Source organism: Idiomarina sp. (assembly GCF_048260185.1).
Lineage (GTDB): Bacteria > Pseudomonadota > Gammaproteobacteria > Enterobacterales > Alteromonadaceae > Idiomarina.
Genome location: NZ_JBLXHB010000001.1, coordinates 819,166 through 833,847, shown reverse-complemented (window position 1 = coordinate 833,847; position 14,682 = coordinate 819,166). Strand labels below are relative to the sequence as shown.

The window sequence follows — 14,682 nt, the reverse complement described above, 5'->3', positions numbered from 1 at the left end:
ATGAGTTATTCCAGTTTTAAGGAGTTTTATCCTTATTATTTACAGGAGCACAGCGATAAGCGTTGCCGGGTGCTGCACTATATTGGGAGCACCCTGGTTTTAGTTGTACTTTTTTATGCGCTAGTTAGTGCAAACTATTGGTGGTTGTTAGCATTGCCTATTATTGGTTATGGCTTTGCCTGGCTCGGTCACTTTATTTTTGAAAAGAATAAACCAGCCACTTTCCAATATCCTTTGTACAGTTTAATGGGTGACTGGGTTATGTATAAAGACGCCTGGGTCCGGTTATTAAGCGGGAATTCTAAAGGGCGGTAATTCAACGCCGACCAAACGCTGATTATGAAGGGTTAAGTCGCCTTCATAACGAGTTTCGCCGTCGCTGCTAAAGCCCATTTTAAAAGTACTACGCCAGCCCGGTTGACTGCCTTTAAATGACCAACGCGTCTCCTCGCGACGAATATCTAAAAACTGAAGCCCTTGCTGCTTACAGTAAAATACCGCATGCTTTTGCGCACTTTCTGACTGTTGGCGATGTTGCCAGAACACCCATATTGCCGTTGCCAGCACCAGTAAAACAATGACATCAAGTAAATTCATTAGCTTCCCTGAGTCTGTTGTTTTAATCGGTTTAATGCTTCATTAACCGCCGCAGACTGTTTTTGTTGAGCAATAATGGATAACAGTAACGGACGTATGTCCGGCAGGGCAATAATATCCTGGAATAATGCATCAAATAATGAATTATCAAGCTCTGCGATGGCGTCTAAGTAGCGCAGCAAATTTTGTTCTTCGCAAAGCACCGGCCATAAACGCGCAGCAATAACAACGAGCTGATCGGCATTGGCATTTGGAACCAGCGTGTTTATTGCTTTTTGTACCCGAGGATGAGCTGACGCTGAGGCCAGCGCGCGCAAACTGTCAGTGCACAGTTGAGCATTACTGCTCTCGAGGTTATGCAGAAGAGCGTCTCTTACCGGTGGAGTCAGGCTTTGTTGCTCAAGCGCAACCGCCAACGGCTGGCGCACAGCACTCGGATAATGAGAGAAATGCGTTGCTATGGCTTTGCTCAGTTCCGGCAATTGCTCTAACCGGGCAGCGCAGTCGTGTAACCCCTGCAAGCCTATTTGTTGCCAATCTATGCCGCTTTCAGGTTGCTTCAAATAGGCTTCCGCCGTTTCAAAATGTATGGACGGCGACAATTTTTGCTGGCGCTGAACCCGGGCATGCAAAGCTGCGCGCTGTTGCTCATTCGGCGTTAATAAATACGGATTTTGCTGCAGTTGTTTTTGCTGCTCCTCGGTCATTTCTTCGGTAATTTCATGGCCCAATGCATTGATCACGTACTCCAGATATTGATTACGTGCGGCTATATTTAAAAGCCCGCGCTCGTCCAACGGAAATTGCAAAAACCAAATAAAAGGCTGTTGATCATGTTGTTTATGCTGGAACAGTATCGCCAATTGAGCCTGCCGCGCAATGGGGTAAGGGTATGGACGTTGTTGTTGCTCAATGGCTGCAAACTCTTCTTGAGACAGCTCTGTCAGGCATCTGCCAATATCAAAAATTTTGTATTCGGCTTGGCCGGCTTGCAAAAACTCACCCAAGGTGGTGATGGTCGGTGCTGACACAGGCGCTCCCTTTTTGCTTGAATTTTAAGGCGTATTAAATCACTATGGCGCCATTATATCGGTTTATACAATGATGTGGTAACGGAGTCTGATATGGAGCAGTATCAGAAAGCCGCTCGATTGCTGGATAGAATAGAGCGTGAACTGAACAGTCTTGGCTTATGGCAGTCTCACCACCCGCCGGTGCAGGCGTTGGAGAGTCAGCAGCCTTTTGCTGTCGACACGCTGGAATTTCATCAGTGGCTGCAGTTTATTATGCTTCCCCGAATGTGGGCGTTAGTGGATAGCAAGCGCCCTTTGCCTGAGGGTATTGCTGTTAGCCCCATGGCTGCGCATATCTACCGCAGCGAGCTGGAACAATACGAACAACTTATTGCACTGATACGTGAATTTGATGTGTTGCTCAGCGGAACTGACCCCTTGCAGGAAGATGTTTAACGGTGAGTCAGTTAGAAGTTGTTTATCTGGATGAGCACCTTGCCGTTATTAATAAGCCCAGTGGCTTATTGGTTCACCGAAGCCGTATAGCCAGCGGTGCCCGCGAGTTTGCAATGCAGATGCTGCGGAATCAACTTGGCTGTCATGTTTACCCTGTTCATCGTTTAGATCGCCCGACATCCGGTTTGTTGATTTTTGGCTTAAACAGCGATGTCGCCCGTACTCTGACAGAGCAACTGACCGCTCGCGAAGTGAGCAAAACTTACCACGCTGTGGTCCGAGGCTACGTACCAGAAAACGGTACTATCGATTACGCGCTGAAAGAAGAACTGGATAAGCTTGCTGATAAAGAGGCGGATCCGGATAAAGATAAGCAGCCGGCGGTAACGCATTATCAGTGTTTAAAGCAGATTGAACTGCCTTATAAAGTCAGTAAAAAACATGACACCACACGTTATTCACTGGTTCAGATGCAACCGGAAACGGGGCGCAAGCATCAATTACGTCGACACATGGCACACATTAGGCATCCCATTGTCGGTGATACTAACCATGGTGATGGACGGCATAATAACTTTTTTCGCGAGCACTTTAATTGCCACCGTTTACTGCTGGCAGCGACTGGACTTAGCTTTAAACATCCGGTCAGTGGCGAGTCCATCAATTTGGAAATACCACTGCCGGATGAGTTTCACCAGCCATTTCTTAAGTAAAAATTATTCCGCGCTACGTAGCAGGGCATTGATACCCACTTTGGCACGAGTTTTAGCATCAACCCGCTTAACAATGATGGCAGCGTAAAGGCTGTGCGTTCCGTTTGCAGAAGGCAATGAACCCGGTACAACAACGGAACCTGAAGGTACGCGACCATATAGAATGCGGTCATTTTCGCGGTCATAAATGCGCGTGCTCTGGCCAATGTAAACGCCCATGGAGATCACCGCGCCTTCTTCAACAATAACGCCTTCAACAATTTCTGAGCGCGCACCAATGAAGCAGTTATCTTCAATAATCGTCGGGTTGGCCTGCAGCGGCTCCAGAACACCACCGATACCAACCCCGCCGGATAAGTGAACATTTTTTCCAATTTGCGCACAAGAGCCCACGGTAGCCCAGGTATCCACCATAGTGCCTTCACCAACGTATGCACCAATATTAACGTACGATGGCATTACGACAACGTTGCGGCCGATGAAAGCTCCTTTACGAACCATGGCAGGTGGTACAACGCGCATGCCTTCGGCACGGAAGCGGGCACTGTCATAGTCAGCAAATTTGGCCGGCACTTTATCCCAGAAGCGGGTTTCTCCGCCTTCAATCAGGTCGTTGTCGTTTAAGCGAAATGATAAAAGAACCGCTTTCTTAAGCCATTGATGAACAACCCATTCACCGGAAATTTTTTCGGCTACCCGTAATTCGCCGCGGTCAATCTCGTCGATAACGTAACGCACAGCTTCGCGTAGGTCGTCGTTGTCGGTACGGGCATTGATTTGATCACGTTGTTCAAATGCATCGATGATGCGCTGCTTTATGTTTTCCATGATAAGAATTTAAAACTCCAGGTCTTTGATAATTTTTGCTTTCAATGTTTTTTTCTGTTTGTCGCTAAGGGCGGTTTGCTGCTCGGTAGTGACAATAAATAAATCTTCTGCCTGCTCGCCTATGGTGGTGATTTTCGCTGCCAGCAGAATAACGTTCTGTTGCTGTAAAATAGCGGCAAGTTTAGCAATAAGCCCCGGCCTGTCCAGTGTTACCAGCTCGAAGGTGGTACGGCCGTGGTGTTTACTCGGTATAAAAGTGACCTCAGTTGCCACCGAAAAGTTCTTCATGCGCCGCGATAATGGTCGTTTAGTGCTGGGAACGGGTATCCGTTTATGCAGGACATCCAGCAATTGTTGTTTTACTTCTTCAATACGATGAGGCTCTGTTAACGGCTTGCCGTCTCTCTGTAGCACCACAAAGGTATCCATAACAAAGCCGTCGCGGGTAGCCAGAATTTGTGCATCCAGAATGTTGAGTTGCTGACTGTCGAGAACACCGGCAACCGAGGCAAATAAATGACCTTCTTCGTGATGGTAGATAAACAACTCAGTTGTGCCGTAGTTGTTTTCGTCTCCGATGAGAATGAGCGGCAACTGCTCGCTTGGCAGGTTCAGAATATGCTGTGAATGCCAGCTGATTTGCTCTGCCGTATGGCGGAAAAAATAATCCGCGGTAAAACGCCCCCATAACGCCAGAATTTCTGCTTTTTTAAAGCCTGCGCTTAGTAGTAAGGCCATTGCACTGGCTTTATTCTCATTAATTTTTTGGCGAATATCCAGGGTAGGCTTATTACTGTCCTGCTGCAGTAAGTACGAAGTGGCGTTATAAAGCTCTTCCAGTAAAGTTGCTTTCCAGTTGTTCCAAAGCGACTGGTTCGTTGCCCGAATATCTGCCACCGTAAGACAGTAAAGGTAGTCTAGCCGCTCGAGCGTCGAAACTTGATTTGCAAAGTCTTGAATAACTTCCGGGTCATGAATGTCCCGCTTTTGCGCGGTAACCGACATGGTTAAATGGTGCCGTACTAGCCAGGCCACTAGCTCTGCGTCTTCTTCACTGTAACCGTGTTGGTGGCAAAAATTACGCGCATCCATTTCGCCAAGCTCTGAGTGATCGCCGCCGCGACCTTTAGCTATGTCATGGAAGATACCCGCCAAATACAAGCAATAGCGGCGATCCATTTGCGCCACGAGTTTTTCGCACAGTGGAAATTGATCCTGATAATCTTCGTCACTAAAGCGGTACAAATTTCTTACTAAGCGAAAGGTGTGTTCATCCACTGTGTAGGCGTGAAAAAGGTCAAACTGCATTTGTCCGACAATCTGTTGCCACTGCGATAGGTAGCTCGCCAGCACACTGTGGTGATGCATCAGTGCAAAGGACAAACCACAGCCTCTGGGATGCTTAATCAGTTGGTTGAATAAGTCACGGCATTCCGGATCGTGGCTTAATGGCTCGCTTAGTTGGGCGCGGGCATTTCTGAGTAAACGTATGGTATTTGAGTGTATGCCTTTTATTTGCGGATGTTCCGCAATGCAGACAAAAGCGCGGATAATATTACAGTGATTATCGAATACATTGTCGTGGCGTGCTGTTAACAGTTTATTCGCAACCGCAAAGTCATCGCTAATATGTTCAGCGTGTTGTAAGTCCTGTGTTCCTAGTATTGCCTGATGAAAAAACTGCAGAAGCATCTGGTTAAGCTCGCTGACGCGTAAGACCACTTTAAAGTAATCTTTCATCATGGTTTCAACGGATGCTTTACCTTCATTACCATAGCCCAGGCGAACAGCAACGCCTGGCTGAAAGTCAAAGAGTAAGCGGTCTTCGCGTTTACCTGCTTCCAGATGAAGGGCAAAGCGTATGCGCCATAGCCAGTTCATGCAGTCGCGCAATTCAACGAATTCATCGGCTGTCATATAACCGTACTCAACCAGGTTTTCATCCGAGTGAGTACGGAAGTGACGCTTAGCAATCCAGCCTACGGTCTGAATATCACGGAGCCCACCGGGACTCGATTTAATATTCGGTTCCAGGTTATAAGATGTGCTGTGGTATTGCTGGTGGCGCTGCTTCTGTTCATCCAGCTTGGCCTGATAGAAATCGCGACTAGACCAGGGAAAGTCATTTAACAACTGTTGATGAAATTCATTGTAGAGCGACTCAGCCCCTGAAAGGTATCGGCTTTCAATAAGGTTTGTGGCTATCGTGATATCGTTTTCTGACTGAGCGAAGCAATCTTCAATAGTACGTACCGAATGGCCGATATCCAGGTGCAGGTCCCATAAAAAGGTAACAAACTGTCCGAGCTTTTCAGACAACTTAGCTTCGGCTTCAGCATTTTCAGGGCCAACTAAAATGAGCAGGTCGATGTCCGACCCGGGGTGCAGAGTTTCACGACCATAGCCGCCCACAGCTAAGATGCTTGCCGGTTCGCCATTAAGCTGAAATTGCTGCCACAACTGGCCAATTAACTGGTCAAAAAAGGTCGCACGGTGATGAACCAGCTCATCAATATCGGCGGTGACAAAACGCGCGGCAGACCAGTTTTGGTAACTTTCTAAAAGCGCTTTGTAGTCTTTTAGGCAAGGTTGCAGGGTTCGGTCAGGCCAGCGCCCGTGAAAGTCTTTATCTTCTTGAACGTTAGCCATAGGCTCTCCCCTGCAAATGCGTTAGCTGTGCTCGATAACTCGCGCTAAGTCGGGCTCATCACTGCGCAGTGTCAGTACTTCAACACCGTTATCGGTAACTAATAATGTATGTTCCCACTGTGCACTTAAGCTGCGGTCTTTCGTCAGTACGGTCCAGCCGTCTTTCATTAATTTTGTGTGACGCTTACCAACATTGACCATAGGTTCAATAGTGAAACACATACCGGCTTTTAACTCTTCGCCAGTACCCGCCTCACCGTAATGCAGAATTTGTGGGTCTTCGTGGAATACGGAGCCAATACCGTGACCGCAATACTCACGAACGATAGAATAGCCATGACCTTCGGCGTGTTTCTGAATAACTTCAGCAAAGTCACCCAGTTTGATACCCGGTTTAACCATTTCTATAGCTTTATAAAGCGACTCCTGAGTTACCTTAATTAATCGCTCAGCCATTATTGAGGGTTTACCCACAACAAACATTTTTGAGGTGTCGCCATGGTAACCATCCAGTTTAACGGTAACGTCAATATTCATGATATCGCCGTCTTTCAGTTTTTTGGGGCCAGGAATACCATGACAGACACAATGGTTAACGGACGTACATATCGATTTAGGGAAACCGTGATAGTTTAATGGTGCTGGATAGGCGTTATGATCCGTGATGTACTTATGGCAGATATCATCCAGTTCTTCCGTGGTTACGCCTGGTTTGACGTACTCACCAATCATTTCAAGCACACTGGCGGCGAGTTTGCCTGCGGCGCGCATTTTTTCGATTTCTTCGGGTGTCTTAATTGAGATGGTCATTCTCTTCCTGTCCATGACTGCTGGAAAAGCCGACAGTTTAACAGTGACTGATAAAATTCGCTATCTTTGAGGTGGGTCAAAGCAGAAGTTAGCGAAGGTTTTTTGTTGTGCAGGGCTCAGCTTTATGGTATAAAACGCACGCTTTTTTGGCCTTATGCCAACAAAGTACACTTGTATGTAAATTATAATCCACACATACATCGACACATAAGGCGGGGTGCTTGTCTAAGAACAGGTCGGCTTATGGGATGTATGGAGGCTTAACCCCCTAAAAAGGAAAATATTATGGCTAACGTGTCAATGCGTGACATGCTGAAAGCGGGTGTCCACTTCGGTCACCAAACTCGTTTCTGGAACCCAAAAATGAAACCTTACATTTTTGGTGCTCGTAACAAAATTCATATCATTAACCTCGAAAAAACTGTGCCTATGTTCAACGACGCGTTGAGCTATATGCAGCACGTTGCTTCTAACAAAGGTAAAATCCTGTTTGTTGGTACTAAGCGCGCAGCAGCTGAAGCGGTTAAAGAAGCAGCCATTAACTGTGGTCAGTACTATGTAAACCACCGTTGGTTAGGCGGCATGTTGACTAACTGGAAAACAGTTCGTCAATCAATCAAGCGTTTAAAAGACCTTGAAACAATGAGCCAGGACGGTACTTTCGAGAAACTGACCAAGAAAGAAGCTTTGGTTAATACTCGTGAAATGGAAAAGCTGGAAAAAGGCTTAGGCGGTATCAAAAACATGGGCGGCTTACCTGACGTTCTGTTTGTTATCGACGCTGATCACGAACACATCTCTATTAAAGAAGCAAATAACCTGGGCATTCCAGTTGTTTCTGTTGTGGATACAAACTCTAACCCTGACGGTGTGGACTACATTGTTCCAGGTAACGATGACGCAATCCGTGCGGTTCAATTATACTTGAACACTGCTGCTGAAGCGGTAAAAGAAGCACGTACAGCGCAAGTTGAAGCGAAAGACTCTGACGATTTCGTCGAAGCAACTGAATAATCGAGGAATAGAATCATGGCTATTACAGCAGCTCTAGTTAAAGAACTGCGCGAGCGCACAGGCGCTGGCATGATGGACTGCAAAAAAGCATTGCAGGAAGTCGACGGTGATATGGAAGCGGCAATTGAACTGATGCGCAAGAGCGGTCAGGCAAAAGCAGCTAAAAAAGCAGGCCGTGTTGCGGCTGAAGGCGTTATCTTAGTTAAATCTGAAGGTAACCAGGCAACTTTGGTTGAACTGAACTGTGAGACCGACTTTGTTGCTCGCGATGACAGCTTCCTGGCATTCGGCGATAAAGTTATTAACGCCGCATTTGCTAACAAAGAAAATGACGTTGAAGCATTAAAAACTACTGACATCGACGGTCAGACTGTAGAGAAAACTCGTGAAGACTTAGTCGCTAAAATTGGTGAGAACATGAACGTTCGTCGTGTTCAAACTCTTGAAGCTGGCGACGTTGTTGCGACTTATACTCACGGTGCCCGCATTGGTGTTGCTGTTGCTTTAACCGGCGGTGACGAAGATCTGGCTCGCGACCTGTGCATGCACGTTGCTGCAAGCAGCCCGCAATTCGTTAAGCCTGAAGACGTTGCAGCTGAAGTTGTAGAAAAAGAGCGTTCTATTCAGGTTGATATCGCGATGCAAAGCGGTAAGCCGAAAGAAATTGCTGAAAAAATGGTTGAAGGCCGTATGCGTAAGTTTACCGGTGAAATCAGCCTGACAGGTCAGCCTTTCGTAAAAGATCCATCAATGACTGTTGGTGAGTTACTGAAGAAAGCTGGTGCTGATGTTGTTACTTTCGTTCGCTTTGAAGTGGGTGAAGGTATTGAACGTAAAGAAGAAGATTTTGCTTCTGAAGTTCAGGCACAAGTGGCGGCAGCGAGTAAAGGCTAATAACGTGGTCTCGACCAGCCCCATGAAATAGAAAATTATAAACCGCGTCTTGAGCGTTCAGGACGCGGTTTTTTTTAAACTAAAGGAAAGAGTAGAGGCAATGATGAGCACCCATCCGAAACCCAGTTATCGACGCATATTGTTAAAACTCAGTGGTGAAGCCCTTATGGGAGATGAGCCATTTGGTATTGACGCCAAAGTACTTGATCGTATGGCGCAGGAAATTAAAGAATTGGTTGAACTTGGGGTTCAGGTTGGTTTAGTCATTGGAGGCGGTAACTTATTCCGTGGAGAAGGTTTAGCAAAAGCGGGTATGAATCGGGTTGTGGGCGACCACATGGGCATGTTGGCCACTGTAATGAATGGTCTGGCTATGCGCGACGCTTTACACCGTGCCTTTGTTAACGCACGTTTAATGTCAGCTATTGAATTGACGGGGGTCTGTGACAGTTACAACTGGGCAGAAGCCATCAGTTTGCTAAAATCAGGACGTGTAGTGATATTTTCTGCAGGAACCGGTAACCCGTTCTTTACTACAGATTCTGCCGCTTGTTTGCGCGGTATCGAAATTGAAGCTGAAGTCGTACTTAAGGGAACCAAGGTTGACGGAGTATATTCCGATGACCCAGTGAGTAACCCGGATGCCACTTTGTATAAGCATATTAATTACGATGATATACTGGAAAAACAGTTAAAAGTAATGGATTTAGCCGCATTTACTCTGGCGCGTGATCACGCTTTACCTATCCGGGTGTTTAATATGAATAAGCCGGGTGCTTTACGAGCCGTGATAATGGGTGAAGAAGAAGGTACACTTATCAGCAAGAACGCAGAGTAAACGCAGTTATTGAATAAAAGGGTATAAGACAGTGATAAAAGAAACTATAGAAGACGCTAAAGATCGCATGGAAAAAAGTGTTGAGTCGCTGCGCAGTCAAATGTCAAAAGTACGCACAGGCCGTGCTCATCCGAGTATACTGGACAGTGTCATGGTGAACTACTACGGTACTGACACGCCTCTTAAGCAGTTAGCTAATATCACCACGGAGGATTCCAGAACTCTGGCTCTGACAGTGTTTGATAAGTCAGCTTCAGCAGCAGTTGAAAAAGCCATTATTAATTCTGATTTGGGTCTGAATCCGGCCTCAGCAGGCGCAGTTATCCGTATTCCATTACCTCCGTTGACAGAAGAGCGTCGCCGCGACTTAGTTAAAATTGTTCGTGCCGAAGCTGAGAACGGGCGTATTGCGGTACGTAATATTCGTCGCGATGCGAATGGTGATATTAAAGACCTGCTAAAAGAAAAAGAAATTACTGAAGACGAAGAACGTAATGCTGAAGAAGAGATTCAAAAACTGACCGATAAATTCGTGAAGCAAATTGATGAAGCTCTGAAAGCAAAAGAAGCGGATTTGATGGAAATTTAACCATCAAACCTTCCCTACGTTGGTCTATGACGCCGTGTCAGGTATACTCGCACGGCGTTTTTTAATGTTTACGGCAGATTGAATGAAAGAATTACCGTCAATTGAGCAGTTAGTCCCCAAGCATGTTGCCATTATAATGGATGGTAACGGGCGCTGGGCGAAACAACGCGGTAAAATAAGAACCTTCGGCCACAAAGCGGGCGCGGAGGCAGTACGCAAGGCAGTTGCTTTCGCTCGTCGTAACGGTATAGAGTCACTGACTTTATTCGCATTCAGTAGTGAAAACTGGAAGCGTCCGGCAACTGAAGTCTCGGTATTGATGGAATTGTTTATGTCAGTACTGAAAAGCGAAATTAAAAAATTAGATGACAACGATATTCGCTTGCGCATAGTTGGTGACAAAGAGGCTTTTTCAAAACGTTTGCAAAAGCGCATGAGCGAGGCAGAAGAGCAAACGCGAAAGAACAGCGGACTTAATCTGAACATAGCGGCAAACTACGGCGGTCAGTGGGATATTACACAAGCCAGTCGTAAGTTAGCTGAGAAAGTGAAAGCTGGTGAAATAGAGCCGACAGAAATTACTGAACAGACAATAGCCGGTGAATTGATGATGGCCGACCAGCCATTGCCGGACTTGCTCATTCGCACAGGCGGTGAACATCGTATCAGTAACTTTCTTTTATGGCAGCTGGCTTATGCCGAACTGTATTTCACCTCAGTCTTATGGCCTGACTTTGACGATACGGCTTTTGCTCAGGCCATTACAGATTTTGCGCAACGGGAACGCCGTTTTGGTTTAACGAGCGAACAATTAACCGTGCTAATGCAAGGCATAGAAACTCGGATAGAGGAATAACACTTGCTAAAACAACGTATTATTACAGCACTATTGCTGGTTCCGGTGGCACTGTACGGTGTTTTTATGCTGCCGTTGTGGGGCTTTGCTCTTTTTATTCAGGGGGTCCTTATGCTGGGCGCCTGGGAATGGTCTCCGCTAATGGGCGTGCGCCGCACTTCAGCGCGTATCGCTTACACCTTATTTGTCGGTGCCATTATTGGCGTGTTGTCCTGGCTGGCTCCCTACGAGCATTTATGGGAGGGCGGCGAGCTCTCTAAACTCATTTATTACACCATTTTAGCCGGCGGTGTCTGGTGGGTCGTTGCGTTGGCAATGATCGTTAATTACCCCTCCAGCCGACGTATGTGGTCGCGAACCCGCGCCATTGTCGGCGTATTCGGTTTGTTAATTTTTATTCCTACCTGGGCGGCATTAGTCACGGTTCGCTCAATTGATATTGATGAGTCGCGTTTCTTTGGTGGCTGGGTTGTTCTCTTTATTTTACTGCTGGTTTGGGCTGCTGATGTTGGTGCGTATTTTGCCGGCGTGCGTTATGGCCGTAATAAGATGATGCCAGCGGTAAGCCCGGGGAAAACTATGGAAGGCCTTTGTGGTGGTGTGACCTTAGCTTTTGTGGTGATGATGGTTGTGGCGCACTGGACTAAAGTGCCGGCCGATCAGTTTACCGGTTATTACTTAACCGGATTGTTTACTGTGGTTGCCTCAGTATTTGGTGATTTAAACGAAAGCATGTTTAAGCGTAGTGCAGGGGTTAAGGACAGCGGTTCAATTTTACCCGGGCACGGGGGAATTCTTGACCGTATTGACAGTCTTACCGCTGCAGTGCCTATTTTCACCTTAGCTTATCTGGAGTTTTTGCATTAAACCTATGCGTCGAATTACAGTTTTGGGAGCAACAGGCTCTATTGGTCAAAACACATTGGATGTTCTTTCGCGGCATCCGGATGACTTTCAGGTTTTTGCCTTAACTGCCCATAGCCAGGTTAGCGCTATGGCTGAGCTTTGTGTAAAGCATAATCCGCAATATGCGGTTATGGGCTCACAAGATGCAGCTGCTGAGCTTAAAACGTTGCTCGGTCAACAGACTCCAACTCAGGTTGTTTCTGGAGAGCAGGCTTTAGCAGAGGTGAGCTCGGCTGGTGAGGTGGATGTGGTTATGGCGGCTATAGTCGGTGCGGCCGGGCTATCACCGACACTGGCTGCAATTGATGCAGGTAAAGACGTACTGCTGGCGAACAAAGAAGCTTTGGTTATGAGTGGTCAGTTGTTTATTGATCATGCACAACGTTCTGGCGCTAGAATTATCCCAGTCGACAGTGAGCACAACGCTATTTTTCAGTGTTTACCCCAGGCGGCGCAGCAGCAGGTCGGTACTATGGCTCTGGCTGAGCATGGTATCCAGTATTTATTGTTAACGGGGTCAGGCGGCCCGTTCCGCGATTTACCCCTTAATGAGTTGCCTCAGCAAACCGCAAATGCAGCCTGTAATCACCCAAACTGGTCTATGGGTCGGAAAATTTCAGTGGACTCCGCCACCATGCTGAACAAGGGGCTGGAATACATTGAAGCTCGCTGGTTATTTAATTGTTCACGCGACCAACTTAAAGTTGTTATTCACCCGCAGAGCGTTATTCACTCAATGGTGCAATACACCGACGGTTCCGTACTTGCTCAAATGGGCGAGCCGGACATGCGCACACCGATAGCCCATTCGCTGGGTTATCCAGAGCGTTTAGAAAGCGGTGTGGCGGGCTTAGATTTTACTCAAATAGCCGAACTGACCTTTAAGCAGCCCGAAGCGCAACGTTATCCGTGTTTACAGTTGGCAATAGAAGCATGTTGGGAAGGGCAGTGGGCCACTACGGCTTTAAATGCGGCGAACGAAGTTGCCGTCGCTGCATTTTTACAAGAACAGGTTGGCTTTACTGATATTGCAAAAGTTTGTGATTCGGTATTGCAGTCAATACAAGCTGATGAGGCCGACAGCTTAGAGACGCTGTTAGCCATAGATAAACAAGCGCGTTTAGCGGCCAATAAATGGTTGCAGGAGTACGCACAGTGATAGACGCAATTTGGTATTTCTTTTCCTTCGTTGTAACTCTGGGCATTTTAGTTGCTTTTCACGAGTTTGGACACTTTTGGGTTGCGCGCCGTTGCGGCGTAAAAGTGTTAACTTTTTCGGTCGGTTTTGGCCGGGCTATATGGAAACGTAAAGGCAAAGACGGCACGGTTTATCAACTGGGTATTATTCCTCTTGGCGGCTATGTACGCATGCTGGACGAACGCATTGATGATGTCAGCGAGGAAGAACGAGATGTCAGCTTTAATGCACAGTCAGTTTACAAGCGTTTCGCGATAGTTGCTGCGGGTCCGGTTGCGAACTTTGTATTAGCCGTTGCTGTTTTATGGTTGATGTTTGGTATTGGTGTACCAACGGTGAAACCGGTTATCGGCGACATAAAAGCCGACTCTGTTGCTGCTGAGGCTCAACTTGAAAGAGGCAGTGAAATTCTCTCAGTTGATAACGTTGAAGCCTATGACTGGCAACAGGTTCAGTTGGGGCTTATGTCAGCAATAGGTGATGATGAAACGGTGCTCACATTAAGAACACCGGACGGTGATGAAGTTAAACGGACACTGAAGTTAAGTGGCTGGCAGTTTGATCCTGAAACGGAATCGACCTTTGGTAGTTTGGGTATTGAGGTGTATCAACCCGCTGTGTATACCGAGCTTAGCCAGGTGGAAAGCGGCTCGCCAGCCGACGTTGGTGGCTTAAAAGAAGGTGACACAATCACGCGAATTGGTGATGAAAGTGTCGAAAGCTGGACTGAAATACGTAAGATAATCGCTCAATCGGCGGGACAGGACGTTTTATTTACGGTTGAGAGGAACCAGGTTGAGCAGCAAATTTCTGTTCAAATAGGGGAACGGGAAAGCCAAAATGGTGTCATAGGCTACCTTGGCGTAGTTCCGGTAACAGAGCCGTTGCCAGATGATTACGTTTTCACCCATCAATACGGTTTTTTCGGGGGCTTAGCGAAAGGCGCAGAAAAAACTTGGGAATTGATGGTTGTTAGCGTGAAAATGATAGGTAAACTGCTGACCGGAGATGTTTCTGTAAAGAACCTGGCTGGACCTTTAAGTATTGCCGAAGGTGCTGGGGTTAGTGCCAGCAATGGGTTCGTTTATTTTTTAAGTTTTTTGGCGCTGTTAAGTGTCAATTTAGGGATCATTAATTTATTACCTTTACCGGTATTGGACGGCGGTCATTTGATGTTTTACAGCATTGAATGGGTGCGTGGTAAGCCGGTATCCGAAAGAGTGCAAGACGTTTGCTATAGGATTGGTGGGGTGCTGGTATTCGCGTTGATGGCGTTAGCAATATCAAATGACATCGCCCGTTTCGCATTCTGAGTCACGAA

Annotated in this window: 16 protein-coding genes; 11 read left to right on the top strand and 5 right to left on the bottom strand. The window is 46.8% G+C overall.

From position 1 onward, the window contains the following. Positions 1-315: an Mpo1-like protein gene (locus tag ACN0RF_RS04130; protein WP_417438151.1), complete on the top strand. Its 315-nt coding sequence runs from the start codon at positions 1-3 to the stop codon at positions 313-315. Here ACN0RF_RS04130 and ACN0RF_RS04125 read toward each other — a convergent pair. Both ACN0RF_RS04125 and ACN0RF_RS04120 read right to left on the bottom strand, forming a co-directional pair. Then, positions 289-597: a DUF3301 domain-containing protein gene (locus tag ACN0RF_RS04125; RefSeq protein ID WP_417438150.1), complete on the bottom strand. Its 309-nt coding sequence runs from the start codon at positions 595-597 to the stop codon at positions 289-291. The genes ACN0RF_RS04130 and ACN0RF_RS04125 overlap by 27 nt on opposite strands. Then, a complete protein-coding gene (locus tag ACN0RF_RS04120) occupies positions 597-1,628 on the bottom strand; it encodes a DUF3549 family protein (RefSeq protein WP_417438149.1) in 1,032 nt (343 codons plus the stop codon). The genes ACN0RF_RS04125 and ACN0RF_RS04120 overlap by 1 nt, the downstream gene beginning before the upstream one ends. 93 nt (positions 1,629-1,721) lie before the next feature. Here ACN0RF_RS04120 and ACN0RF_RS04115 point away from each other — a divergent pair, with 93 nt between their 5' ends. Both ACN0RF_RS04115 and truC read left to right on the top strand, forming a co-directional pair. Beyond that, complete coding sequence (locus ACN0RF_RS04115) at positions 1,722-2,066, top strand: YqcC family protein (RefSeq protein ID WP_011234101.1); 345 nt, start codon at positions 1,722-1,724, stop codon at positions 2,064-2,066. A gap of 2 nt (positions 2,067-2,068) precedes the next feature. After that, entirely contained in the window at positions 2,069-2,779 is a 711-nt protein-coding gene (gene truC / locus ACN0RF_RS04110; RefSeq protein WP_417438148.1) for a tRNA pseudouridine(65) synthase TruC, read from the top strand. 3 nt (positions 2,780-2,782) lie between these two features. On the opposite strand, the gene dapD is transcribed toward truC, so the two are convergent. The 3 genes from dapD to map are packed head-to-tail and all read right to left on the bottom strand — an operon-like array spanning position 2,783 to position 7,066. Next, complete coding sequence (gene dapD / locus ACN0RF_RS04105) at positions 2,783-3,607, bottom strand: 2,3,4,5-tetrahydropyridine-2,6-dicarboxylate N-succinyltransferase (RefSeq protein ID WP_034820436.1); 825 nt, start codon at positions 3,605-3,607, stop codon at positions 2,783-2,785. A gap of 9 nt (positions 3,608-3,616) precedes the next feature. Beyond that, entirely contained in the window at positions 3,617-6,256 is a 2,640-nt protein-coding gene (glnD, locus tag ACN0RF_RS04100; RefSeq protein ID WP_417438147.1) for a [protein-PII] uridylyltransferase, read from the bottom strand. 21 nt (positions 6,257-6,277) lie between these two features. Beyond that, entirely contained in the window at positions 6,278-7,066 is a 789-nt protein-coding gene (gene map / locus ACN0RF_RS04095) for a type I methionyl aminopeptidase (protein ID WP_034820440.1), read from the bottom strand. 285 nt (positions 7,067-7,351) lie between these two features. Here map and rpsB point away from each other — a divergent pair, with 285 nt between their 5' ends. The 8 genes from rpsB to rseP all read left to right on the top strand — a co-directional run bounded on the left by rpsB (position 7,352) and on the right by rseP (position 14,674). Then, positions 7,352-8,080: a 30S ribosomal protein S2 gene (gene rpsB / locus ACN0RF_RS04090; RefSeq protein ID WP_011234096.1), complete on the top strand. Its 729-nt coding sequence runs from the start codon at positions 7,352-7,354 to the stop codon at positions 8,078-8,080. 15 nt (positions 8,081-8,095) lie between these two features. Next, on the top strand, positions 8,096-8,974 hold the full coding sequence (gene tsf / locus ACN0RF_RS04085) for a translation elongation factor Ts (RefSeq protein ID WP_034820442.1): 879 nt from the start codon (positions 8,096-8,098) through the stop codon (positions 8,972-8,974). Positions 8,975-9,077: 103 nt separating this feature from the next. Then, positions 9,078-9,812, top strand: a complete 735-nt coding sequence (gene pyrH, locus ACN0RF_RS04080) for a UMP kinase (RefSeq protein ID WP_016341299.1) — start codon at positions 9,078-9,080, stop codon at positions 9,810-9,812. Positions 9,813-9,843: 31 nt separating this feature from the next. After that, the gene (gene frr, locus ACN0RF_RS04075) at positions 9,844-10,401 is read left to right on the top strand and encodes a ribosome recycling factor (protein ID WP_011234093.1); all 558 of its coding nucleotides are present in this window, start codon (positions 9,844-9,846) and stop codon (positions 10,399-10,401) included. Between the two features lie 82 nt (positions 10,402-10,483). Next, positions 10,484-11,257: a polyprenyl diphosphate synthase gene (gene uppS, locus ACN0RF_RS04070; protein WP_417438146.1), complete on the top strand. Its 774-nt coding sequence runs from the start codon at positions 10,484-10,486 to the stop codon at positions 11,255-11,257. 3 nt (positions 11,258-11,260) lie between these two features. Further along, positions 11,261-12,124 carry a phosphatidate cytidylyltransferase gene (locus ACN0RF_RS04065; RefSeq protein WP_034820446.1) on the top strand — a complete coding sequence of 288 codons (864 nt, stop codon included), beginning with the start codon at positions 11,261-11,263 and terminating at the stop codon, positions 12,122-12,124. Positions 12,125-12,128: 4 nt separating this feature from the next. Next, the gene (gene ispC / locus ACN0RF_RS04060; protein WP_417438145.1) at positions 12,129-13,322 is read left to right on the top strand and encodes a 1-deoxy-D-xylulose-5-phosphate reductoisomerase; all 1,194 of its coding nucleotides are present in this window, start codon (positions 12,129-12,131) and stop codon (positions 13,320-13,322) included. After that, positions 13,319-14,674 carry a sigma E protease regulator RseP gene (rseP, locus tag ACN0RF_RS04055; RefSeq protein ID WP_417438144.1) on the top strand — a complete coding sequence of 452 codons (1,356 nt, stop codon included), beginning with the start codon at positions 13,319-13,321 and terminating at the stop codon, positions 14,672-14,674. The genes ispC and rseP overlap by 4 nt, the downstream gene beginning before the upstream one ends. Positions 14,675-14,682: the final 8 nt, after the last annotated feature.